This window comes from Undibacterium sp. 5I1, from assembly GCF_034314085.1.
GTDB lineage: Bacteria > Pseudomonadota > Gammaproteobacteria > Burkholderiales > Burkholderiaceae_D > Undibacterium.
The window spans coordinates 3281525-3304894 of sequence record NZ_JAVIWI010000001.1; the positions used below are offsets into that span (position 1 = coordinate 3281525).

General features: G+C 47.2%; 20 protein-coding genes. 5 read left to right on the top strand and 15 right to left on the bottom strand.

The window, feature by feature from the left end; translation table 11 throughout:
- Positions 1-60: 60 nt before the first annotated feature.
- The 15 genes from RGU72_RS14445 to RGU72_RS14515 all read right to left on the bottom strand — a co-directional run bounded on the left by RGU72_RS14445 (position 61) and on the right by RGU72_RS14515 (position 17150).
- Positions 61-300 carry a DUF1289 domain-containing protein gene (locus RGU72_RS14445; RefSeq protein ID WP_322120390.1) on the bottom strand — a complete coding sequence of 80 codons (240 nt, stop codon included), beginning with the start codon at positions 298-300 and terminating at the stop codon, positions 61-63.
- 7 nt (positions 301-307) lie between these two features.
- The gene (locus RGU72_RS14450) at positions 308-805 is read right to left on the bottom strand and encodes a YbaK/EbsC family protein (protein ID WP_322120391.1); all 498 of its coding nucleotides are present in this window, start codon (positions 803-805) and stop codon (positions 308-310) included.
- 134 nt (positions 806-939) lie between these two features.
- A complete protein-coding gene (locus tag RGU72_RS14455; protein ID WP_322120392.1) occupies positions 940-1287 on the bottom strand; it encodes a PilZ domain-containing protein in 348 nt (115 codons plus the stop codon).
- Positions 1288-1510: 223 nt separating this feature from the next.
- Positions 1511-2866: a TIGR03862 family flavoprotein gene (locus tag RGU72_RS14460; RefSeq protein ID WP_416200130.1), complete on the bottom strand. Its 1356-nt coding sequence runs from the start codon at positions 2864-2866 to the stop codon at positions 1511-1513.
- A gap of 172 nt (positions 2867-3038) precedes the next feature.
- Positions 3039-4154: a substrate-binding domain-containing protein gene (locus RGU72_RS14465; protein ID WP_322120393.1), complete on the bottom strand. Its 1116-nt coding sequence runs from the start codon at positions 4152-4154 to the stop codon at positions 3039-3041.
- 353 nt (positions 4155-4507) lie between these two features.
- Entirely contained in the window at positions 4508-5338 is an 831-nt protein-coding gene (locus RGU72_RS14470) for a head GIN domain-containing protein (protein ID WP_322120394.1), read from the bottom strand.
- 71 nt (positions 5339-5409) lie between these two features.
- Positions 5410-6297 (bottom strand): DUF1700 domain-containing protein, encoded by an 888-nt coding sequence (locus tag RGU72_RS14475; protein WP_322120395.1) that lies wholly within the window; start codon positions 6295-6297, stop codon positions 5410-5412.
- A gap of 469 nt (positions 6298-6766) precedes the next feature.
- Entirely contained in the window at positions 6767-8347 is a 1581-nt protein-coding gene (glpD, locus tag RGU72_RS14480) for a glycerol-3-phosphate dehydrogenase (RefSeq protein ID WP_322120396.1), read from the bottom strand.
- Between the two features lie 54 nt (positions 8348-8401).
- On the bottom strand, positions 8402-10066 hold the full coding sequence (locus RGU72_RS14485; protein WP_322120397.1) for a GGDEF domain-containing protein: 1665 nt from the start codon (positions 10064-10066) through the stop codon (positions 8402-8404).
- A 3-nt stretch (positions 10067-10069) separates the two neighbouring features.
- Entirely contained in the window at positions 10070-10672 is a 603-nt protein-coding gene (locus RGU72_RS14490) for a hypothetical protein (protein WP_322120398.1), read from the bottom strand.
- Between the two features lie 172 nt (positions 10673-10844).
- Positions 10845-12068: an ABC transporter permease gene (locus tag RGU72_RS14495; RefSeq protein WP_322120399.1), complete on the bottom strand. Its 1224-nt coding sequence runs from the start codon at positions 12066-12068 to the stop codon at positions 10845-10847.
- Positions 12065-12946, bottom strand: a complete 882-nt coding sequence (locus tag RGU72_RS14500; protein ID WP_322120400.1) for an ABC transporter ATP-binding protein — start codon at positions 12944-12946, stop codon at positions 12065-12067. Before RGU72_RS14500 ends, RGU72_RS14495 begins: the two co-directional genes overlap by 4 nt.
- A gap of 14 nt (positions 12947-12960) precedes the next feature.
- Positions 12961-14229: an efflux RND transporter periplasmic adaptor subunit gene (locus RGU72_RS14505; RefSeq protein ID WP_322120401.1), complete on the bottom strand. Its 1269-nt coding sequence runs from the start codon at positions 14227-14229 to the stop codon at positions 12961-12963.
- 424 nt (positions 14230-14653) lie between these two features.
- Positions 14654-16228, bottom strand: coding sequence for a hypothetical protein (locus tag RGU72_RS14510; protein WP_322120402.1), 1575 nt, complete (start codon positions 16226-16228; stop codon positions 14654-14656).
- Positions 16229-16346: 118 nt separating this feature from the next.
- The gene (locus RGU72_RS14515; protein ID WP_322120403.1) at positions 16347-17150 is read right to left on the bottom strand and encodes an ABC transporter ATP-binding protein; all 804 of its coding nucleotides are present in this window, start codon (positions 17148-17150) and stop codon (positions 16347-16349) included.
- A gap of 248 nt (positions 17151-17398) precedes the next feature.
- On the opposite strand from RGU72_RS14515, the gene RGU72_RS14520 reads away from it, so the two are divergent.
- From RGU72_RS14520 to RGU72_RS14540, 5 genes are all read left to right on the top strand, one after another.
- A complete protein-coding gene (locus RGU72_RS14520; protein WP_322120404.1) occupies positions 17399-17797 on the top strand; it encodes a GntR family transcriptional regulator in 399 nt (132 codons plus the stop codon).
- Positions 17794-18672 (top strand): ABC transporter ATP-binding protein, encoded by an 879-nt coding sequence (locus RGU72_RS14525; protein WP_322120405.1) that lies wholly within the window; start codon positions 17794-17796, stop codon positions 18670-18672. The genes RGU72_RS14520 and RGU72_RS14525 overlap by 4 nt, the downstream gene beginning before the upstream one ends.
- Complete coding sequence (locus RGU72_RS14530; protein WP_322120406.1) at positions 18669-20081, top strand: hypothetical protein; 1413 nt, start codon at positions 18669-18671, stop codon at positions 20079-20081. The genes RGU72_RS14525 and RGU72_RS14530 overlap by 4 nt, the downstream gene beginning before the upstream one ends.
- A gap of 140 nt (positions 20082-20221) precedes the next feature.
- Complete coding sequence (locus tag RGU72_RS14535) at positions 20222-22813, top strand: pitrilysin family protein (RefSeq protein WP_322120407.1); 2592 nt, start codon at positions 20222-20224, stop codon at positions 22811-22813.
- Positions 22771-23022: a hypothetical protein gene (locus RGU72_RS14540; protein ID WP_322120408.1), complete on the top strand. Its 252-nt coding sequence runs from the start codon at positions 22771-22773 to the stop codon at positions 23020-23022. Before RGU72_RS14535 ends, RGU72_RS14540 begins: the two co-directional genes overlap by 43 nt.
- The last annotated feature ends 348 nt before the right edge of the window (positions 23023-23370 follow it).

Consider the following 23370-nt stretch of genomic DNA (forward strand, 5'->3'; position numbering starts at 1 on the left):
GCTTTTGTCTGAATGCGGTGGAATATTAATATTAGCTAAGGCCGTAAGTCCTCATCATTTCTAAGCAAACATCCGCTCCTTAACCTGTATCCAGATCTGGCGCTTAATGTCGTTGCTGGCGGTGCTCCAGCCAGTCAGTTCCGGTATGGTTCGAAAACATCCGGCACACCAGCCGTTGACCTGATCCATTTTGCAAATGCCGATACAAGGTGAGGGCACATCGCCGGTACTGTTTTCAGGATCGTAATCGTATAAAACGTTTTTGCTTGTGCCGCTGTTAAGATTATTTCCATTACTCATAAATTACTCATAAAGATGTTTTCAGTGCGATGTCTGCCAATGGCGCTTGGGTCATGGCGATTAATTGTGTTGGGGTGAGTTTAAAGACGGCATGCGGATGTCCGGCAGCCGCCCAGACCGCAGGGTATTGCATCAAGTCCTGATCAATCAAGACTAATGTCTTTTCCAGATGACCGATAGGGCAAACGCCACCGATGGCATAACCGATTTTTTCTTTTACAAACCTCGCATCGGCTTTGCCCAGTGCGCCGACAATCGCGGCAACTTTGTTCTCATCAACGCGGTTGCTGCCACTGGCAACGACCATCACGGCAGCATCATCCGACAAACGGCGGAATACAATCGACTTAGCGATTTCGGCAACACTGCAACCCAGACCTGCAGCCGCTTCTGCCGAGGTTTTGCCGCTGGCTGGCAGCATGACAATGGCTTGGTCGTGACCTAAATGTTGGAGTAAACCGGCAACGCGTTGTACGGTTTCGGGAAGAGCTTGATCTGTGGACATGAGCGTAAAGTTCAAACGGGACAGATCAATTTATAACATAAGCCGCACAAGGATGCTTGTGCGGGTGTAGCGATGTGATATTGCGAGGGGGCGCTTAAGAAAGGTTTGGTAGCAAGGAATCCAGCAAAATCTGCTTACTCCATCGTTACAGCGACTTTGCCACCCCAGCTATTGAGCAGAGCCTGATGTTGTGCAGGCACATCAAAATACTTCATACCGGCACGGTATTCACTGCCGCTTAAAATACTATAAAGACAAGTCGCTTTACAAATAACCTGCGTCCGTTGGGAGGCGTCACGCTGATCTGGCACTTCCATCATCATTTGATAAATTTGTCCGTCCTTTAATAAATGCGAACATTGCACCTGAATACCAGAACCAGAAAAATTAAGGATTTTGGAGGCCACAATATTACCGGGGGAAATCAGGATGGCAGAACGCCAGGACACATTAGAGCGAGGACTAGTGCGGGACTCATTCATGACAAAACACAGACTAGAAAAACAGAACTGAAATTGATTAGAAGTTGAAAGAAAAAATTCAAATTGACGTCTTGATTGTACCAAATTTTTCCATAGCGCAACTTAAATTTTATTGAGGACTTTTGCAAAATGGTACCTGCATGACATAGCTATCTGGATGCTACTTTAAGATTAAGCGTTAGGATGCCAATGCATGGATTTACGTAAGCCACAGTTCAGCTCATCAACTAAGCTTAGCTAAGCGATCAAGCACTCCCAAACCGGCCTGCCTGCCGCTGGCAAAACAGGCTGTTAATAAATATCCTCCGGTTGGTGCCTCCCAATCCAGCATCTCGCCTGCACAAAATACCCCGGGCAAATTCTGCAACATCAGCTTGTCGTTAAGGGCATCAAACATCACGCCACCTGCACTGCTGATGGCTTCATCAATTGGTCTTGCTGCATGCAAAGTGAGTGGCAGCGCTTTGATCGCTGCTGCTAGCGAGGCAGGTTGTTGGAATTGTTCTGCAGTCAGGCACTCTCGCAGCAAGCCGATCTTTAAGGGATCAAGCCCGACTTTGCTTTGTAAATGACTAGAGAGCGAGCGAGATCCTCGTGGATGCATTACCTCTTGGATGATGCGCTCTGCACTTTTACCGGGCGCAAGGTCCAGGTGCATTACGGCCTTGCCTTGGCTAGCGATACGCTTACGCAGCAGTGCTGATATAGCATAAATCAGGCTGCCTTCTACACCGCCTTCTGTCATGACAAATTGCCCTTGGCGTGCGAGTGGCGTGCCATCATCTTGAATAAAATGCGCAACTACCGTGATGAGCGCTTGGCCTGCAAAACGCTGACGAAAGTGTTCAGACCAGCCAATATCAAAACCACAATTGGCAGGCTGCAAAGGCGCAACGTCGATACCTCGCTGCTGTAAGGGAGTAACCCACGCACCATCTGACCCGAGGCGTGCCCAACTACCACCACCTAATGCCAATACAACGGCATCGGCTTGTACAGTTTGCTCGCCTTCTGGCGTACTAAAACGTAGTGCATCACCATCCCAGCCCAACCAACGATGCCGCATGTGAAAGCCAACGCCAGCAGCTCGCAACCGATGTAACCATGCACGTAAAAGCGGTGCAGCTTTCATATCGGTGGGAAAGACGCGACCAGAACTACCGACAAACGTCGTGACGCCCAGCGCCTCTGCCCAGGCTCTTAATTCGGTAGCTGCAAAACTCGCTAACATGCCAGCTAAATATTGTTGGCGATCTCCATAGCGCGCCAGAAAAGCGTCGCTAGATTCGGAGTGGGTGAGGTTCATCCCGCCTTTACCAGCGAGTAAAAACTTGCGCCCGACTGAGGGCATAGCATCATATACATCCACCTGCACATCCACCTGCACATCCACCTGCACATCCACCTGCACATCCGTCTGAACAGTAAGCTGCGTGGCATCGCTACTAATCGCTTGCGATACCGTTTCTGCCGCCATCAAACCTGCGGGACCACCGCCAATAATGACTACCTTATGCTTGGTGGTTTTTACACTAGTTTTTTTGCTTGCTTTTATGATTGTTTCTGCACCTGTCTGCATACTGCTTCCATCTTTTATGAATGGAGACATTGTAAAGGCTAAAAACCGCAAAACATGACAAACAAAGGGTCAATGGTTTCCCACTCACCCTTTGTTTGTCATGTTTTGGATTATTGATGTTTTCTGTGCGCTATCAATATCTACTTACTACTTCTAACTTATCAATATGAAATTATTTAGCCCAAATTTTTAAATACTGATTACGGTAATCGTTATCAGGATCAAACATATTCTTTGGTCCGCCGTCATACGCAATATTTTGATTGGTAACTAAATGTACAGGAGTGACATAGCCACTGGGTGCCACACCAGAAAAAGCACGATTCATTTCATCTACTAACTGCCAGCCATGCATGAACAGTGGTTCTGGTACGGTACCAATTTGTAATAAGTTACCCCGAATCCGCTTGAAAGCACTGTAAGAGCCATCACCAGCAGAAAGACCTATCACTTTGTTCGTACCCATCAGAGCAGAAATAGTTGGTTTTTCCATCAGATCAAAATACACGTCATTAACGCCAATAGCATGGGTCCATTTAGTCCCGAATTTTTTTTCTAAGTTCTCTACTACTTTGGACATTTTTGTATATGCCTCTGCTACCGGCACATCTTCAACGCTCAACAGGCGACAATTTTCGCACTGCTTAATCACCTCGACAATCGCATTGGATTTAGCAGCGGTGTAAGGGCTGGACATATCGGAGAAAACGACAATACCTGCCTTGCTGTTCGATTCCACCACACCATACAAAGCAGCAATTTGTGCTGCCTCTTTTGGGTTAGAGGTGATATTGGTAAACAAGCCTTCAGACGGTCCGCTCTTCACCATAGAATGCCACCCGACAACAGGTACTTTTGCTTTGGCAGCAGCGGCTAATCCCTTGGCCTGACTCGTTGCATCCACGCCCGCTAAAATAATGCCGTTCGGTGCCATATCCAGAGCCTGACTTACAATCGCCGCGCCTTGATTGCATCTGCCCCGACAATCGATATATAACAGTTCCCAGTCAGCACCTTTCACAGCCTCTTTAATCCCGTTGAAAACTCCAACGATACCTGGGTCACTTAAGTCGGCTGCGATAAAAACGATTTTTTTCTTCTTTTGCAGCTTAGGACCCTCTGCAGGTACTTCCCATGATTTAGTCAACCCCGCCGCTTTCGCCACTACTGCGTTAGCACGGCTAAGGAACAGCATAGGATTTTCCTGTGCATTGGCTGCACCAATCATACTGATGGAGCAAAACGCAACAAGCAACAAGGTCAAGCACTTACTTTGAATAGCAGTCATGATTCTGGATCGGTCAAGTTGAGTAAAAAACCGGCATGCCTGAAAGTGATCTGCAGACAGTCCGCACCGCTGATGAAACTTATTTTACAAATGCGGGTTGATTATTGCAGAAAATTGTCGTGTGTAAATAGAGTTTCACTACCAAGCGGTCACGGAAGAATATTAAACTGGATCATATCAACGAAACTGACTTTTATTCTTTGAAACTTATTTTTATCAGAATAAACTTTAATAATAAGTGGTTGCGGTGCGACAAAATCAGCGCTTTAGAGCAGATACAAAACTGCCCCGGCGAAGCAACCAAGAGCGGCAACTTAGCTAGGGCAGTTTTATGTCAGTCTGGAGTTAACAACTCATTGCCAGTTAACTTCTCCCGAGCCAGAGCTCTGTACTGTACGTTTAGTAGGATTGCCGTAAATTCTAGCGTCGCCGCTGCCGCTGAGACGTACTTTGACTTCTTGCGTTGCCGTGATCTTTGCGTCAGAAGAGCCACTGGCATTGAGTACCGCTAGATTTGCGCGTAAAGCCACGGCGTCGAGATTGCCCGACCCACTCATTTTTGCCGTCAGTAGTTTAGTTTGACCTTTTAGATTGATATTGCCAGACCCCATAGCGGTCAGTTCAATATTGTCACTGTTGGGCAAGACCAGATTGACATCGCCGCTGCCAACCGCATTGGCCAGTACTTGCTGATAATCGCCCTCAAACTGGAGGTTGCCAGAGCCACGCAAGATGGTTTCAAACTGTCTTCCATGAAAGCCTTTGATCATGGCATCACCACTACCCTGCATTTGCAATTTTTCTAGCGCAGGTAGCGCCATCTCTATACGCAAGGGCTGACGGATCACGATGAACATGCCACGGGTGCCGATATACAAAGTATTGCCTTCGATTCTGGTAGTCACGCGAGCCAACATATTAGGTTCGCCATGCACCATCAACTCAGGTACTGCCGCTTGTTTCAGCACCAGATCAATCGGCCCGTTCATCACGATATTGACGATGGAAGCATAAACAGGTCGCACCTCGCTATTGGCGGCAGATGATGTAACTGATGCGGCTGACGCAGCGGATATCACTATTGAGACAGATGCTGCATGCGCCCGCATTACGACCGCGCTTAAGCCAATTAAAACGATGGCGAGTAACAACATGCCTAGACCTGTTTTGATGATATTTCTCATGATTTTCTCCTGCAAATAAATAAACAAATAACGTGGGTGCAAAAATTAAAATGATGTTTTAGGCTGGGTTCTCAGGCAGTTGCGTGAGCAGGCAAGCGCAGCAGCGAAATATTCCATTGCAAGTAATTTTTGAAGCCGATGAAAGTGTATTTCGTCATAAAGAGACACAGCATGAATAAGGCAATACCACCGAGCAGAAGGCCAATACCTTGCATGACATGGTATCGATTCAAACCATTGTCAACATTGACTTGAATACCGCCTTGCTCACCCTTGCTTTCTATTGCGATGGTGGTTGCACCGAGAGTGTTGCTGGCTACAGCACTAGATGCGCTATTCGCTACAATGCTGGAGGCGCTATTGACTGGATTATTGGTAGTTGTTTTAGAACCGGTGGAAGACATCGGCTCCACAGAATCAGACGACGCGGTATCACCATCTTCAGTATTAATTCCGCCTGGCGTAATATCGACGGTGACATTTTTACGACCATGGAATTTGAGATCATGGTCATCCATGATCACCACATGATGGTTGTGCGACGGCATGTCAAATTTAAAATGTTCTACGCCGGACAGACCACCTGCTGCAATCGCAATGCCAGCAACATAGAAACTTAATGAAGTGACGTAGGCTGCCACGAGCATGCTGACATACACAATCGCCGGAATAATCATAAATAAGTTAAACACCATCACGCCTAACAGAGCCACCAGCAAAGCCGCCAGATTAGCCGGGCTAGCGCGATGCTTAAACGCATCCAGGCGCGCTTTACTGCGTTGTTGCGCAGCGACCAATTGTGGCGAAGGCAAACTGGCAGCAACTTGCTCTTCGCTGCGCCCCGCCATTAAAGCGTCAATAAATTTGCTCTCGTAAGCCCACATGGTTTCTTCCACTACCGCTGTAGGTAAGCCATCCAGCGATTGCTTGAGGGCATTCATATATTCTGATTTGTTCATTTTGTTCTCCTCTGATGCTCTGTGGGTAGTCATAACGGATTGCGTAGAGTGACTGTAAGCAATCACGCTGCATGGCGCTACCGGGATGCGACAGTACGCAAGATAGTGGGATCAGATTGCGAGAGACGGTGATAGTTGGCTGGACGAACCAATAGAAAACGGGCAGGTAGATTACCTAAGAGCTAGGCAACGACACTTTTCTATCGGGAGTAATCGCTGTTACCAATCACCCAATTTAATCTATCGCTAATCTCTTTTAAATAAATATACTTACCACAAGTATATTTTTACTATCAATATAATCATTAGACGATACGGGGAGCTTTAAATAAATAACAGGGAGTATATTAATCCAGGCTCTTACTTGGGCTGCCAGACGAACTTTTTACTGATTCTGTAGCTATGTATTGTGGTCGTATGCTTTTAGTCAAATCCTCAAAATGAGGTTTCAGTTAGCGTAAATCATGGCTTATTTGCTGGCGATCCAGGCATCCAACACGCTTGCTGTACCTGGCGGTACATGCAAACCCAACTTTGAGCGGCGCCATAAAATATCTTCGGCATTGCGTGCCCATTCGTGGTGGATCAGGTAGCTGACCTCTGCTGCGTACAAGCCAGGTGCGATTTCTTCGCCCATGTGCGCCAGAGCGTTAATGCCCTCTAGCAGATGCTTAATGCGGGTGCCGTAAGCGCGGGCGTAGCGTTTTAATAGCGGGCTTGGCATCCACGGATAATCGCGGCGTAGACGTTTAATAAAATCATCGAACTCCAATACAGCGCGGTTATCTGGCCGATCACCAAAAACATCGCCGCCGGGCAAGCAGGCATTTGCGGTCCAGGCGGGTTTGATAGCGCTGAATTTATCTCTACCTGATTGAGTGAGTGCAGATTTAGCGAGTGCAGGCGTGATTAAATTGATCGCTTCTTCTGCCAGCTTGCGAAAGGTCGTAATCTTGCCACCAAAGACGGTTAGTAGCGGTGCGGCGGAGTCCGACAATTCCAAATGATAATCGCGGGTAATTGCTTTGGCATCCACGCTGCCGTCATCGACTAATGGCCGCACACCAGAATAAGACCACAGTACGTCTTTGGGTTGAATTTCTTGCTTGAAATAGAGGCTACTCAGCTCACATAGATAATCAATTTCAGCCGCGTCGATCACCACTTTATTGATATCGCCCTGGTAGTTAATGTCGGTGGTGCCGATCAGAGTAAAGTCATTTTCATAGGGAATAACGAAAACGATGCGGCCATCAGGATGCTGAAAAATATACGCATACGGATGATCAAACATGCGCTTCACTACGATGTGACTGCCTTTGATTAAACGCAAAGTTCTGGCAGTCTGCTGCGGCAAAATAGCTTGCTGTAATTGTGCTGCCCACGAGCCAGTCGCATTGATCAGGCTAGCTGCGCAGACCTCGGTAATTTGATTGACAGCGGCAGCAGCACCGGATGTATCACGTAATTGCGCCAGCCATTTACCATCTTGCTGCACCACGGATTCGCAGCGCGTGTGGGTCATGATGGTGGCACCTTTTTCTGCCGCATCGATTGCATTTAATACGACCAGACGCGCATCATCTACCCAGCCATCTGAGTATTCAAAGCCACGACTTAAATTAGCTTGCAAAGCCTGACCAGCCAGATGTTTTTTTAAATTGATGGCGGTAGATCCGGGCAATAATTCGCGCCTTGCCAGATGATCATACAAAAATAAACCTGCCCTCAACATCCATGCAGGACGCAGGCCTTGCATGTGCGGCATCACAAAACGCAGGGGCGTGATGATATGCGGGGCGGAACGTAATAATACTTCGCGCTCAATCAGCGATTTTCTGACCAGGCCAAACTCATAATATTCCAGATAGCGCAGGCCACCGTGTATTAGTTTGGAGGAGGCAGATGAGGTGTGTGAAGCAAGATCATCTTTTTCGCACAGCACGACGGATAGTCCTCGGCCAGCAGCATCACGCGCAATGCCAGCACCATTAATACCACCGCCGATTACCAGCACATCACATTCGATTTTACGTACAGTTTGAGTCATGTTTTTTAGTCTACTAACGGCTTCAATAAGCTTGGATCAAAGTAAAAAAGATACTTATGCTTTTTCTACCCGATTACGGCCGTTGTCTTTGGCGCGATATAAGGCCGCATCAGCCCGAACCATCATGGCTTTTAAATCGTCGCCGTCTCTGATGTGCGTCACCCCAAAACTCATGGTGATATGCAAGCCTACGGCTACTGTGCTCCAGTCATAGGCTGCAATCACGTTGCGTATACGTTCGCAGGCTTCGACTGATTTTGCGGTGCGGTCAAATAATAAAGCGAACTCTTCCCCACCAATACGCGCAGCCATGTCGCCTGAGCGCAGACAAGATGAGATCAAGCGCCCAACCTGACGCAGTACCTCGTCACCGATCAAATGTGAGTAGCCATCGTTGACCTTTTTAAAGAAATCAATATCGGCCATTGCGAATGCGACATTGGTGATTGTGCCGGTTAAACGCGTCGCCATTTTTTCTTCCAGCGCACGCCGGTTTGGTAAGCCTGTTAAGGTATCTTCATTAACCTGCACCCGCAAGGTACGATTAAAATCTTCTAGCTGGTTGACCCGATTTTTATGGACTATTGCTTCTTGCTGCGCCCGCTCTAAATCCATTTTTGCCGCAAAAATCTGGGCGCTGACTTGCGCTCTTTGATCACGCGCTTTGAGTGTAATCGTATGGAATTCTTTATAGACTTTTAAGGCCGCCTCAAAATTCTGAACCATCTCATACGCATGCGAAAGAATTTTAAGCAAATCGGCCAGGTGCGGATAATTACCTAATCTCATCGCAAAATCACGGGCTTCTATCATCGATGCGACTGCTGCTTGCAGTTGCTGCATACGCAATTGTAAGGCGCCGATACGCACCTTGATATCGAGCTCTTCTTTAGCAAAGCCGTAGCCTGAAAATTGATCTAATCCATGACCTAACTCTTGCAGCGCGAGATCATATAAACCCCGCTCTTCCAACGCATGTGCCAGCGTTTCTGTCGCCAGCAACTGAGTTCTCACCATCTTATTAGTTTGCGCATGAACCAGCGATTGGCGCGTATATAAAATAGCGTCGTCCAGCATCTGTACGTCTGGCGATGCACCATCTTCGTTCTGTACTTCGTAATAAATAATCAGGCTGTCTGCCCAATTATTTTTAACCCTTGCCAGGCTATCCTGATCCTGATTTTTTTCACATAGAATATAAGCTTCTTTGTAGATGGTGAGGCTGCGCTCAAATTGTTGAGTAATCGTAAATATAAAGCCGAGGGTGATCAGTATTTGCGCGAATTTTTTTGGTCTGTCTACCTGCCGCTCTATAGCGATCGCTTTTTCTGCATATTGCAAAGCGCTATTGGTATCACCAAACGCAAGGAAGGTACGAGCTAAGCCATGTAGTACATCTGCTTTTAGCTCCAGGCTATTACTTTTTTCTGCGTACTCTAAGGCGATTTCAAAATCGCGGATACCAGATGGGTCATGCAAAATAATGCGACAGTTCCCGATTTTGCAATGTAACTCGCCTATGACTACTGCATCGGCTTTGAATTCGACACTGGCTTCTGCCAGAGCAATTGCTTTTAAAATCAGCGCGATGGTCTGCGCAGGCTCACTCTCTATCGTGGCATCAGTCTGTCGGGATAAGGTGGATAATTCGTTATCCAACTGCGCTTGTGAAGTGATTTGAGTAAGCAAATTATGTGCTCCCGTTTGTCGGAGTAGCATACGTCATACTGAGAAACCGCCTGCTTTGTTGAGTGGCTTTGTATTTGGACTGGCAATTGCGTTCGTAGTTCTGTCCGCATCTGTCTTAGTATTGATCTTAGCATTAGTTTTGGCATCGTAGGTACGCAACCAGGTCAATTGCAATACCCGCGCGTCGGTGCTGGCACGATGCCGAGATACATGCAACTCATCCTGTATGCGGTCTTTAGTCGCATGCCATAAAGCCTGCTGATCGTCGGTAATAATCTCGCGCAAATCTGCCAGTTTAAAACGCGGCACTCTGCCTGCCGCATCAAACAAACGCGCCATCCAGACATAATCCTGCGCCCAGCCATCGGTGTAGACCGTATGCCCATTTAAAAAACTATTGAGCTGATCAACCACATAATCCGGCGAGCGGCCACGCTCGACTAAAATCTCACGCGGGATGTGATGCACTTTGGCGGCCTCCACATCCCAGTGTTGCCAGTCGTCTTCCGGGCGAATCAGAGTACACCAGCCTTCACCATGTCGCCCGGAGAATCCGACCTCGATCGGATAACTGCCTTTGCCAAACCCAGAGGCTTCAAAATCAATAATGATAGGTACGGTCATCTGCACGGTCATTATTAATTGCTCCTGATGGTTATGGAACTTCTTTGGATTAGTTACGAATCACGCAAGCTAACTACTTAAAACGAGAAATAACGTTTTATTAATTTTGCGCTATTTTTATAACAATGCAAGTTCTATTCCTACTTTAGTTCTTACTTTATCGTACATATCATCAATCACCACTCTATTCGTAGCGTAAACAATCCACCGGCAACAGCAAAGACGCCCGGCGTGCCGGATAAAATCCAAAGAAAATTCCGACAAAACTGGCAAAACCACAAGCAACCAGCATTGCGCCAAAGCCGATTTCTACATCCAGCTTACCCGTCGAAGTAATGGCGGCGGCACCCGCACTTGCCAGCAAAATACCAAATACGCCGCCGACTAAACAAATCACTACCGCTTCCGTCAAAAACTGTAACAGCACGTCGCGCGGCTTGGCACCAATCGCCATCCGTATGCCAATCTCGCGGGTACGCTCAGTCACCGATACCAGCATGATGTTCATAATGCCAATACCGCCCACAATCAATGAAATCGCACCAATTGCGCCCAGCATGGCGGCCAGGCCTGCACTGATTTTGGCGCCGGTCTCTGCAATGGACGCCAAGTTATCAATTCGAAAATCATCTTCTTGTTCGGACTTAATATGATGGCGATCACGCAGCATGTCTTTAATATCTTGGTCGGCGTCCTTCAGTGATTTATCGTCTTTTGCCTGTACCACTACATAATGCACATTAGAGGGAAAAGGACTGCGCATCAAGGTTGCGCGGGCAGTTGTGATCGGGATCAAGACCATCTCGCCCAGATCACCGCCATCAAACATCCGTCCCTCGCCCTGCAATACGCCAACCACCTGAAACGGCACATTATCAATGCGGACAAACTGACCGAGTGGATTGGTTTTATAAAAAAACTGCTCGGCTAACTTTTTACCGATCACGACCATACGAGCTGCGCCGCGGATATCAGAATCACTAAAATAATTGCCCTGATCAACTTTCCAGTTACGCACCTTAAACATCTCTGGCGTGATCCCAAGTACCGCGCTGTTGGTATTGTCATTGCCAACCGCGATCTGAAAAAACCCTTGCAAAGCTGGAGCTGCGCCGTTCAGGCTAGGTAATTCATTGAGCGCCAGTGCATCATCTACAGATAAAGAAGGCGCTGTACCTGTGCGCGCCCGCACACCTTGAGTACGATTGGCACCCGGCGATACGATCATCAAATTACTACCCAATACCTCTAACTCTTTCGAGATAAATTTCTTAGCGCTTTCGCCTACAGCCAACATCATTACTACCGAGGTGATGCCGATGATGATACCCAGCATAGTCAGCGAGGTACGCAGCCGATTGGCATTCATGGAGCGGAATGCTTCAATAAAAACTTGAAGAAAATTCATAATCCGACTCCGCTCTGATCTTGTGACATATAGTTATTGGAAGCGGTTGCAGCCGCTTGTGTAGCCGCCTGTGAAGAAACCTGTGCATGCGCCTCGTGGCTTTGCGCTAGCTGTTGCAAACCCTCTACCGCCGGGCCATCGTATAAAACATGGCCATCTTTGAGGCGGACTAAACGTTTGCTATACGCGGCAATATCTGGCTCATGTGTCACCAGTAAAATCGTAATGCCGCGCTCGGCATTTAACTGCTGCAAAGAGCGCATGATCTCGACGCTGGTTTGAGTATCCAGATTACCGGTTGGCTCATCCGCTAGAATCAGCGGTGGATCAGCGACTAATGCGCGGGCAATTGCCACCCGTTGTTGCTGGCCACCAGAAAGTTGATTCGGCAAACGTTTTGCGTACTCTTTTAAGCCTACCCGCTCCAGTTCGACCAAGGCTTTTTTGTATGCTTTATCGCGTGATACACCGGCATAAATGAGCGGCAAGGCGACATTCTCTGCAACGCTCATCCTTTTAATCAGATTAAAACTCTGGAATACAAAACCGATTGTACGATTGCGTATCGTCGCTAATTCACTGCGTGACAAAGTTAACGTATCCACCCCATTTAAGCGGTAAGTACCGTTGGTCGCCTGGTCCAGACAACCAAAAATATTCATCAGCGTTGATTTGCCAGAACCCGATTGCCCCATCACGGCTAAAAAATCACCCTGCGGTACCAACAGATTGATCCCGAATAAAACCTGGGTCTCAATACCGCCGGAGAAGTAACTTTTAGTCACCTTACGGATATCGATCAGTGGCTGAGCCTCAGCTTGCGTCTGAGCTTGAGACTGAGCTACCGTTTGATTTATAGCCTTGCCTTTCGTATCCATTTTTGTGCTTACCATTAGTGCGATCCTGCATTGGCAATATCCAGTGATCTGATAATCACTTTATCGCCAGGCTTTAGATCGCCAGAAAGCACTTCGGTATAGCGAAAATTAGACAAACCAATTTTAATATCGACAGGCTTAGCTTTGTTTTTTTCATCAAGCACAAAAATTTTAAATGAGCGCGTCATCTCGCCCTTGCTACGGAAAGACACATCGTCCTCTGCTTCTGGGCGAGGCACAACAGATGCGCTGGCCGAGGCTGCGCTTGTCACTGCACTTGACCCAGCACCTGATTCTGCCGCTTTTTTCTCAGCCTCTTTCTTCAACTTCGCTTCTTTGGCGATCTCCTCATCACTCAATTTAAAACGTAGTGCAGCGGTGGGGATGCGCAATACGTTCTGGCGATTACCGACAACCAGACGCACCTGCGCCGTCATGCCTGGCTTTAATAATTCATCTTTGTTATCCACGTCCAAGACGACGTTATACGTCACTACATTTTGCTGGACATTGGCTGCAAGCCGGAACTGGCGCAAGCTCGCATCAAACTCACGGTCGGGGTAGGCATCCACCACAAAACGCGCCGCCTGGCCGTCTTTTAACGATCCCACATCGGCTTCAGACACATTGGTATCAATCTGCATTTTGGTCAGATCACGCGCAATCTGGAACAGGTTCGGTGTCTGGAAAGATGCCGCTACCGTTTGCCCCATATCGATCGTGCGCTTGATGATGACGCCATCAATCGGTGACCGGATCACGCTGTTATTAAAATCCGCCTGCACCCGATCCAGCTGCGCTCTGGCGAGTTTGATATTGGCATCGGCCACTTCTACCTCACGCTTCAACTGGTCTAACGATGCGCCAGAAATATAGCTCAGCGAAACCAGTTTTTGATTACGATCTAAGTTTGCCACCGCCAGCCGCTTGGACGATTCGGCCGATGCCAACGTGGCTTCGCTCTGTTTAATCTGGGCGTTAAAAATGGTCGGGTCCAGCTTCAATAACACTTGCCCTTTTTTAACCCTGTCGTTGAAATCGGCATTCAACTCCACCACAGTGCCAGATACTTGCGAACCCACGCTGATGAGCGCAACCGGATTGAGTGTGCCGCTGGCAGTTACAGTTTGGGTCAGGTTGCCTTTGTCGACGATGGCGGTCTTAAATTGTGGCTCCTCATCCTTACTGGCCTTTTGCTTTTTTTGGTAGTAGCTGGCTGCGGCGCCAGCAATAAGTAATATCACGACAGCGAGGATAAAACGTTTTTTAGTAAAAAATGTCATCACAAGATCAATCAAATAGAGTGGGTGGGCGACGAATTCACATCAAATTCACATCAAGAGCTACATAAAACCAATTGACCTTAGCAGTTACCTTTTTGCTCAGGAACATTCTTTTGTTATTCGGAAAAATTCCAGGAATAACATATACTCCCCATAAATTTTTATCAAATCGGCTAATTGTCTAGTTTTTCTCTGGACAACTTAAATATACCTACCGGGAGTATTTATATTAATACTTTAAATACCAAGCCATGCGAAGCGATGAATCCAACATCACAAGCAACGGTTAATTAACGGCCAATTAAGAAACAGCGTCGATTCTAAGCACGCTCTAAGCGTGTATGAGTGCGCTCAATTTGCAATCAATAGCAGAACTTATTTACAGCAATTTACTTCTGCCAGACACATGATCAATCCTGTCATCTCAATTCCCTTTGGTTCGCATCAGCCAAGCGGCACCAAGTACTAGCAAACCTATTGTTAGCGGTAGAAATCCCCACAGCCCAAATTGCATGCTGACATAAGTCGTAGCGGCCCAGGCGACTCCGCTGAAAAAGTCTAGCAAGCCTGCGACAAATCCAACTTTGCCACGCTTATTAAACTGCGCCCGCTGGCCAGGTTGCGCCAGCCATAAGTTCATCAACGCAGCACTGCTCATCGACAATAGCACCATGACCGTCAGCGATAAACCAAGCAATACATTGTTAAACGTCATCCAGCACAAAAACGGCAAAAGCAATACAAATACAGGCAACACTGCCGCACTCAATTTGGCATTGCGGATAACGTGATAATTCGCCGGCGCGGCGCGTAATAAGTCGGGCGCATCTTCTGCGGACACGATTACCCAAATTAAAGAAGCCGACAAAGAGCCGGAAATAAAAGTCAGCATGGCTGCCACTCCGGGTAGTACGGCACCGTTTTTAAAAGCAACGAAAAACATCGGCAACATGTACAGCAATTGCAGCAGCACTTGAGAGATCAATTGCGGATCACGTAAAATTAGGCGCCACTCTTTTACGACAACGCTGCGCCATAAACCAGAGCGGAACTGGAGTTTAATCGCGCTCGCGGTGCGCAGCTGTTTGCCCGCCGATGTACTTGCCATACCGCCCACTTGCTGTACACCTCGCACAAAAAACCGGTGTGTTAAATGTACCGTAATCAAAAAGCTAGCCAAGCCCAGACTCGCCATCATCAACATGCTTAAAGGCGAACCAAATAATGCGCGTGCTGGCAACCACAACCAACTTTGTGCGCCCATTAAAGCATCTGCTTTGAGTAAAGGCTGGAAAACGGCAAATACCCGCTGACGATAATCCTGGCTTAGATTATTAAATATCTGCGTCACCAAAAAGATGGATGCGCCAGTCAAAGCACCAATCAATTGTGCCACCGTCAAAGTGCGCCGCACACCTAGCCAGCGCACCAGCCCTAAGGTCAACAACATCGCAAACGACGATGCAATCACCGCCAGACTCAGCAATACCGGATAAATTCCCAGCCAGCGCGGCTGCCCCAATAGCAAACCCACATGCGCCACCGGCGTTAGTAACAGCAAGAATAGCGAAGCAACGCCCAACACCACCGCGATCAGCCTGACACTAAAAATAGAGCGGGAAGACAATGGCGACGACAGCAGCAAATCCAGATCAGCGCGCTCGAATAAAACCTTGACGCTACGGTTAAGGGCAAATGACAACATCAAGCTAAACACAACGGCCAGCAGCGCGCCTGCTCCCATGATGATCACAGCGGAAGGGTCGGCTTTGAGCGCAGGGACTTTGCGCATAATGCTCCACACGCCCAGATGCGCCAGAACAAACAGCAGGCTGAAACTGATTTTCCCCATGGTCGACACACCACGTCGCGCAGCTTTCACTTTGCCTGTTTTGCTGTCTGTCTGATTCGTTTTACCGCCACCCATGTCGTACACAAACATACGGCACTCATGCGCCAATAACCATAGTGCACTACCGACTTTAAATGGCAGCTTCATTTGAAATTGACTCCACATAAAGGATATTGGGAGTACCTAGCGATCATTGCCGTTAAAGCTGCGGCTGTGACTGTTGTTGTGACGATTGTTGCCGCTATCGTTGCGGCTAAAATCAACATCAGGCAGGCTCCGTCAATTGCAAGAACACCTCTTCCAAAGTGGCTGCTCGGCTAAATACACTATTCGCACCATTCGCACCATTCGCGTCAGTCACACCATTTACGCTATGGCTGGTCTGGCTACGCAATTCATCTAAAGTACCTTCGGCAATCAACTTACCGTTTTGGATAATCCCTATCCGTTCGGCCAGACGCTCCGCTACATCCAGAATATGCGTGGTCAAAATCACCGTACCACCCGCTTGCACGTGCTTGAGCAAAAGGTCTTTGACTTGCCTAGCAGCGGCTGCATCCAGACCAGTTAAAGGTTCATCAAGAATAATCAGTTCAGGCGCGTGGATCAGGGCTCCGGCGAGTGCCAGCTTTTGCTTCATCCCGCGCGAAAAACCCTCGGTCAATTCATCCGCATGCTTGCTCAGGTCTAACCACTCCAGCAACTCACGCGCCTTGCTCTCGGCATCCGCGGCAGACATGCCCCACAAGCCAGCGACAAACTCAAGATACTCAAACGGCTTGAGTTTGTTGTACAGCATGGGATCATCCGGCAGGTAGGCCAGCTTTTGCTTAGCAAGCGCGGGATTGTTGGCAAGATCAACGTCAAGGATTTTTACGCTACCAGAATCCGGCACCAGCAAACCCGCCACCATCCGCAAGGTCGTCGTCTTACCAGCACCATTTGGCCCCAGCAAAGCATATAACTCACCGCGTTTTACCTGAAGATTAAGCTGGTCAACCGCAGGCCGACCGTACTGTTTGCTGAGCTGTGTCAGCTCCAGCGCCAGACCAGAATTTTCTTGGTTCATTTTAGAAAAGTGAAATAGAAGTTAAATGACAATTAGTTTTCATTTTGTATTGGAACTAGCATTGATGTACAGCATTTTTTGTGGGCTGTGATCAAAATGGATCAAACTTATCAAGCGCCAGAGGCTCAGGTTCTGCTATCAATCAAATCGGATGCGCGTTCAAACAACCTAAAAATACTTGACGCGTAAAGAATTTACATATACTGTATTAGTTAAGTAATACAGTATTTAATTATCAAAGTGAGCTAATGAGCATCCATTCCACCAACTTGTTTTCAATTGCGACCGGTTCTGCAGAACCTATTTATCGCCAATTGATAGACCAGACTCGGCGCCTGGTAGCGGGAGGACAGCTAGCACCGGGCGATGTCTTGCCGTCGGTACGGGAAGTCGCTCAGGCGCTGGCGCTTAATCCTATGACCGTGTCCAAAGCCTACAACATGCTAGAAACCGAAGGCATATTGCAACGCAACAGAGGTAAAGGCATGTTAGTCGCAGAGGGCAATAAGACTGCGCGAAGCGCTACCGATCGCAGCAATTTGCTCAGGCCAACATTAGAGCGCGCTGCCTGTGAGGCAAGACAGTTAGAACTAGATAGCGACACAGCTATGGCACTTTTCAAAAAAATTCTCAAGGAAATAAAATGAGTCCAGCGATCGTAGACATCAGTAATATCCACAAATATTTCGGCACACAAGCGGTACTGCAATCGACCAACTGGAAAATTACACCAGGCAAAGTAATAGGCTTATTAGGCCGCAACGGCGCGGGCAAATCTACGCTGCTTGAATGCATGCTCGGCTTGCGAGAAATTGATCAGGGCGAAGTCAGATTATTTGGTGAATCAGTAAGCGACTTAAGCACTACGACGCGTGCCAAAATTGGTTATGTACCGCAAAAAAATGATTTATTTGAATGGCTGACGCCCTTGCAAATGCTGGACTATTTTCAAGCGCTCTACCCTCGCTGGAATACACAAAAAGTCAAAGATCTGATGGAGCGCTGGGGCGTCAACCCGGTGATGCAAAATAAAACAATAGGCAAATTATCCGCCGGTGAAAAACAACGCCTGTCAATTATCCGCGCACTGGCACATGATCCAGAATTATTGATCCTGGATGAGCCGGTATCAAGTTTAGATCCTGTGGGTCGAAGAGAATTTTTACGCGAACTGATTAATGGCGTGATTGACCAACATACGACGGTGATTTTTTCCACGCATATTTTGTCCGACCTTGAGCGTATCGCTTTGGACGTCGCGTTTTTAAAAGACGGAAAAATCAGTCTGCAATCGCCACTGGATAGCTTGCTGGAAACCGCCAGGCGCATCATTGGCAGCAGTGCTGACATTAACCAAATCAAGTTCGCTCATGAAATCCGCAGAGAACAAGACCGCAATGGTATGGTCAGTGTGGTCATACAAACCAGCGAGGAAGAAATCGCTGCGATCAGTAAATCAAACGCCAACTTACGGATTGAAACCATGAATCTGGAGGATTTATTTGTTGAGGTAACTAAGTGAACGCCTATAAACAGATACTGATGCAGGCGGTGTATGAGAGACGTAATCTGGGGTCATTAGGATTAACGTGGGCATTGCTGGTATCGACACCAGTAATCGGTTTATTTGCAGAAGTCACCTTACACAAGTGGCAGGACGTCGCTATGCTCTCCGCGATTCCACTTGGCTTTTTAGTGGCGCTGTGGTTCACCATGTTTTCACAAAGCGCACTTCGTCAAAACTCACCGACCAACGCACGCTTAGTGCCGCATTTAAGGAAAAAAATCATATGCCTTACTCTGTTGGTCTGGTTGTTTTCGTCGCTTATTTGCTCTTCGCTACTAGCAATTAAGATGCAACACTTTGGGCTGTGTTTTGCTCTTATCAGCCTGATTTTTATTAGCTTCTCGCTATTGATACGTTTTCAATCTGTAATGTTTGTGATGCTAGGGATAGTAGCGCTGTTTTTAGCTAGAAAATTTCCCAACATGAACCATGCGTTCAATTATTTTGACGAGCTAACTATTGTGCTGTTTATTCTTTGTCTTTCCATCGCGTTGGCCGCACTGACTTTATATCTTACCTACCCAAAAGGTGGCGACGCACACTGGGCCTGGCAAGAAACAAATCGTCGAGTTACTGAGGCTATGTCAGAGGGCCGGACTCCTTACAACGTAGAAGGCTTGTATAACTACTGGAATCGATTTGTACAACTAGGTTATAACGCATCTTTGAAAGAAGCCTGTACAAAAAAAACAAAGTCTAATACTTTGATTAAGTATGTTTTAGGATCAAGTATCAATTTGCCGACACTGGTTATATCGATCATTTTATCGCCGGCAGTTATTTTGATTTTCTACTTATTTTATGGCCATGGCGAAATGTCGATAGCTTTCACCGCTACTTTAGTCTTGTTTGCTGTGATGTTTCCTACAGTATTTTTTGCCCAAAATATAGCGATCTGGATTAACAAAACCGCGACGGAACAAGCGCTAGTTTTATTGTCACCAACTGCCCCTGCAAAAAATATCCTCAATCTATTTTTAGCAAAAAAGCTGCTAGCTCAATATCTGACAATTTGGAGCGTAGCTCTGGTCGTAAACTGCGCCGTGACAGCATTCTTAGGGGGCGACAGCAAACTTTATATCGATATTATCTCTATTGCCTGTGCTTTTCTGTTACCAGCGGGCTACTTGCTACGTGATTATTCCAGGCAAAGCTCCCCACATTTATCCTCAAATTTGACAGGGATCGTCATAGGTTTAATGTTAAGCATAGGCATTTTTTTTGCTATTCCACGACTTTTATTTTCTATCCCTTGGCCGGTTTTTGGTATTACTTGTTTGATTGCCTCCATCGTCATCACTACCCGCCAATGGCGCAAAATGATCGCGTCGCCAGTGGCCTTCCCCGCTGGCAGAATGGCATGAGCATCTAATTGATCATGCGCTCGTCTCTACTTGTTATTTAAATTACACTAGTGTAATGTCGCCTACTTTGTAACAAATTTTCATCGCCACATAATTTAATTCAAGATGTGGTCCAACCCTAAGCCCATCATGGAGAAACAATGCGCTTAAAACCTATCGTCCTGGCAATTGCCTTATCGTTTGCTGTAACAGGCCTGAGCATCGCTGCTGACACAACTACAGCAACCAGCGCAACAACTGATGCGCGGAGTAGCTCTGCCAAAGCTAGCCAGCTAAGCACGGTTGAAGGCATTACTGAATACCGCTTAACAAATGGCTTGCGCGTGTTGTTAGCACCGGATGCATCCAAACCAACTACCACGGTCAATATTACCTATCTGGTTGGCAGCCGTCATGAGAACTACGGTGAAACCGGTATGGCTCATTTGTTAGAACACATGGTTTTTAAAGGTACAACGACGCAAGGCAATATCATGCAAGAGTTAGGTCGACGCGGCATGAGCTTTAATGGCACCACGTTTATGGATCGCACTAATTACTTTGAGACTTTCCCCGCCTCCGATGAAAATCTAAGCTGGGCCTTGGGTATGGAAGCAGATCGCATGGTCAACAGTACGATCTTGCGCACGGAACTGGATAAAGAATTTTCTGTCGTCCGCAATGAAATGGAGATGGGTGAGAACAATCCCAATCGTGTATTGTGGAAACAGCTTACAGCAGTGACCTATGATTGGCATAACTACGGGCACAACACAATCGGCGCGCGTAGTGACGTAGAAAACGTCAAGATAGAAAACCTGCAAGCCTTTTATCGTAAATACTATCAACCGGATAATGCCGTATTGGTCGTCACAGGCAAGTTCAATATTGCCGCTACTTTGGCAATGATAGAAAGCAAATTCGGCGCCATCGCCAAACCAAGCCGCGTAATTGAACCGACTTACACCATGGATGCGCCACGCGATGGTGCACGTGAAATCACGGTCAACCGCATATCAGACACCCAACTTATCGCTGTCTTATACCCAACTGCAGCCGGAGCGCATCCTGATTCTGCAGCGATTGCCGCTTTGGGCGACATCTTGGGCAATACACCAAATGGCCGTTTGCACAAAGCGATGGTAGAGCAAAAAAAGGCCGTGAATACGTCGGCATGGGTACTCGATCTGGCAGAGCCGGGTTACATCATCTTTTGGAGTGAACTCTCAAAAACACAATCGATTCCAGAAGCGCGCAGACTATTGCTGGAGAATATCGAGAGTCTGAAAAAACATCCGATCACGGAAGCCGAATTAAAACGTGCTAAGTCAAGCATGCTCAACGACATTGATAAGACAATTAACGATGCACAGCGTCTGGCGATCCAATTATCGGAATCGATCGCCAAAGGAGATTGGCGTCTGTTCTTTATCAGCAGAGACCGTATAGAAGCTTTGACGGTCGCCGATGTACAACGTGCGGCTGAAAACTACTTCAAAGAAACCAACCGTACTTTTGGTCAATTTGTGCCAGTTAAAACAATTGACCGCACCGATATTCCAGTCACTCCCGATGTCAACAAGCTCGTTGCAGGTTACCAAGGGCGTGCCGCAGTTGCAGAAGGCGAAGCGTTTGACGTCAGCACGTCGAATATCGATAAGCGCACACAAAAGCTAAGCCTAAGCAATGGCATGAAGCTAGCGCTGATATCAAAGAAAACTCGTGCCAACGCGGTCTCTGGACAAATCGTGCTTGAATTTGGCGATGAGAAAAGCTTATTTGGTCAAACAGCCAATGCAGATCTTGCCGCCGATATGCTGATGTACGGTGCAGGCAAATTAAGCCGGGCAGAAATCGCTACGCAATTTGATGCACTTAAAGCCAAGGTACGCATCTCTGGCCAAGGGCAAAACCTGACTGTCCGCTTCGATACGATACGCAAAAATTTGCCAGAAGTCCTGGCATTGATACGTGACGTACTCAGATCGCCAACTTTTCCGGCAACCGAATTTGAACAACTGCGGAATGAGAATCTGACGCAAATTGAAGCCAGCAAAAATGAGCCAAATGCCGTTGGTGCAAAAGAACTTGCTCGCGCAATCAATCAATTTAAAAAGGGCGATATCCGTTATACCCCAACGTTTGAAGAATCTATTGCAGAATACAAAAATGCCAAGCTGCCTGAAGTAAAACGTTTTTATGAAACGATGTACGGTGCTAACCAGGCTCAAATGTCTTTGGTTGGTGATTTTGATGCCAAAGAAGTTGAGACTCAAATGCAAAGCTTGTTCGGTAACTGGAATAGCCGTGCTAAATTCACACGCTTAAGCAATCCAGCGCCAGAGGTAAAACCAGCGGCATACCAGTTGGAGACGGCCGACAAAGCGAATGCATTTTACGTAGCGACATTACCACTCAAAATACAAGATAACGCTCCGGACTACCCTGCCCTCAGCGTCATCAACAATATTCTTGGTGGTAGTACGCAATCTCGCCTGTTGGCGCGCTTGCGTCAAAAAGATGGACTCAGCTACGGTGCAGGTAGCCAGATCCAGGCGTCCAGCTTTGAATCTAGCGGTAGCGTCACTTTGTATGCTATTTACGCACCGCAAAATCTGGAAAAAATAAAGCTAGGTGTGAAAGAAGAACTCGAGCGTTTTGTACGCGATGGCATCACTGAACAGGAACTGGCCGATGCGAAAAAAGCATCATGCAACAACGCCAGACTAGTCGTGCGCAAGATGCCGCCTTAGTTGGCGCGCAAATCAATAATCTAAAAACTGGTCGCAACATGAGCTTCTACGCCGAGTCTGACGCTAACATACTAGCCCTGACCGTAGCCCAAGCTAACGCAGCCATCAAAAAATACATAGACCCAAGCATGTTCTTGCATGTCTATGCAGGCGACTTTGCAGGTGCCAGTAAAAAAGCTGCAGAATCTGCGGCAGCCGCAGCGAAGTAAACACGAGAGTAAATAGTTAGATTGCTGTATCAAAAACCACCTGCTAACAATAGGTGGTTTTTTTACAGCGGTCATTCGCCATGTCGTCTATATCGGACTTACGCAAAATTGTCCCTTGTCCTATTAAGACGTAACAACGAAGATAGTTTTGGTAGGGCTAGGCACTGCAAAGAAGCTGAGGCAGTTTTGAGTAAATCCTACTTAAAAGTAGCTTGCTAAACTCAATATCGACCGCTATATTTGTGCCACTAAAAATTTAAGTTATAGAAATGAACAATCAATCATCCATTTCCCAAGTATCAGTAAAACCACTTGAAGAGCGTCGCTGGTTTGTTGGATTGAGTCTAT

Excerpts from the sequence above, each read along its gene's own strand:
- RGU72_RS14445 (WP_322120390.1), bottom strand. The coding sequence starts at position 300 with ATGAGTAATGGAAATAATCTTAACAGCGGCACAAGCAAAAACGTTTTA.
- RGU72_RS14450 (WP_322120391.1), bottom strand. The coding sequence starts at position 805 with ATGTCCACAGATCAAGCTCTTCCCGAAACCGTACAACGCGTTGCCGGT.
- RGU72_RS14455 (WP_322120392.1), bottom strand. The coding sequence starts at position 1,287 with ATGAATGAGTCCCGCACTAGTCCTCGCTCTAATGTGTCCTGGCGTTCT.
- RGU72_RS14460 (WP_416200130.1), bottom strand. The coding sequence starts at position 2,866 with ATGCAGACAGGTGCAGAAACAATCATAAAAGCAAGCAAAAAAACTAGT.
- RGU72_RS14465 (WP_322120393.1), bottom strand. The coding sequence starts at position 4,154 with ATGACTGCTATTCAAAGTAAGTGCTTGACCTTGTTGCTTGTTGCGTTT.
- RGU72_RS14470 (WP_322120394.1), bottom strand. The coding sequence starts at position 5,338 with ATGAGAAATATCATCAAAACAGGTCTAGGCATGTTGTTACTCGCCATC.
- RGU72_RS14475 (WP_322120395.1), bottom strand. The coding sequence starts at position 6,297 with ATGAACAAATCAGAATATATGAATGCCCTCAAGCAATCGCTGGATGGC.
- glpD (WP_322120396.1), bottom strand. The coding sequence starts at position 8,347 with ATGACTCAAACTGTACGTAAAATCGAATGTGATGTGCTGGTAATCGGC.
- RGU72_RS14485 (WP_322120397.1), bottom strand. The coding sequence starts at position 10,066 with ATGCTACTCCGACAAACGGGAGCACATAATTTGCTTACTCAAATCACT.
- RGU72_RS14490 (WP_322120398.1), bottom strand. The coding sequence starts at position 10,672 with ATGACCGTGCAGATGACCGTACCTATCATTATTGATTTTGAAGCCTCT.
- RGU72_RS14495 (WP_322120399.1), bottom strand. The coding sequence starts at position 12,068 with ATGAATTTTCTTCAAGTTTTTATTGAAGCATTCCGCTCCATGAATGCC.
- RGU72_RS14500 (WP_322120400.1), bottom strand. The coding sequence starts at position 12,946 with ATGGATACGAAAGGCAAGGCTATAAATCAAACGGTAGCTCAGTCTCAA.
- RGU72_RS14505 (WP_322120401.1), bottom strand. The coding sequence starts at position 14,229 with ATGACATTTTTTACTAAAAAACGTTTTATCCTCGCTGTCGTGATATTA.
- RGU72_RS14510 (WP_322120402.1), bottom strand. The coding sequence starts at position 16,228 with ATGAAGCTGCCATTTAAAGTCGGTAGTGCACTATGGTTATTGGCGCAT.
- RGU72_RS14515 (WP_322120403.1), bottom strand. The coding sequence starts at position 17,150 with ATGAACCAAGAAAATTCTGGTCTGGCGCTGGAGCTGACACAGCTCAGC.
- RGU72_RS14520 (WP_322120404.1), top strand. The coding sequence starts at position 17,399 with ATGAGCATCCATTCCACCAACTTGTTTTCAATTGCGACCGGTTCTGCA.
- RGU72_RS14525 (WP_322120405.1), top strand. The coding sequence starts at position 17,794 with ATGAGTCCAGCGATCGTAGACATCAGTAATATCCACAAATATTTCGGC.
- RGU72_RS14535 (WP_322120407.1), top strand. The coding sequence starts at position 20,222 with ATGCGCTTAAAACCTATCGTCCTGGCAATTGCCTTATCGTTTGCTGTA.
- RGU72_RS14540 (WP_322120408.1), top strand. The coding sequence starts at position 22,771 with ATGCAACAACGCCAGACTAGTCGTGCGCAAGATGCCGCCTTAGTTGGC.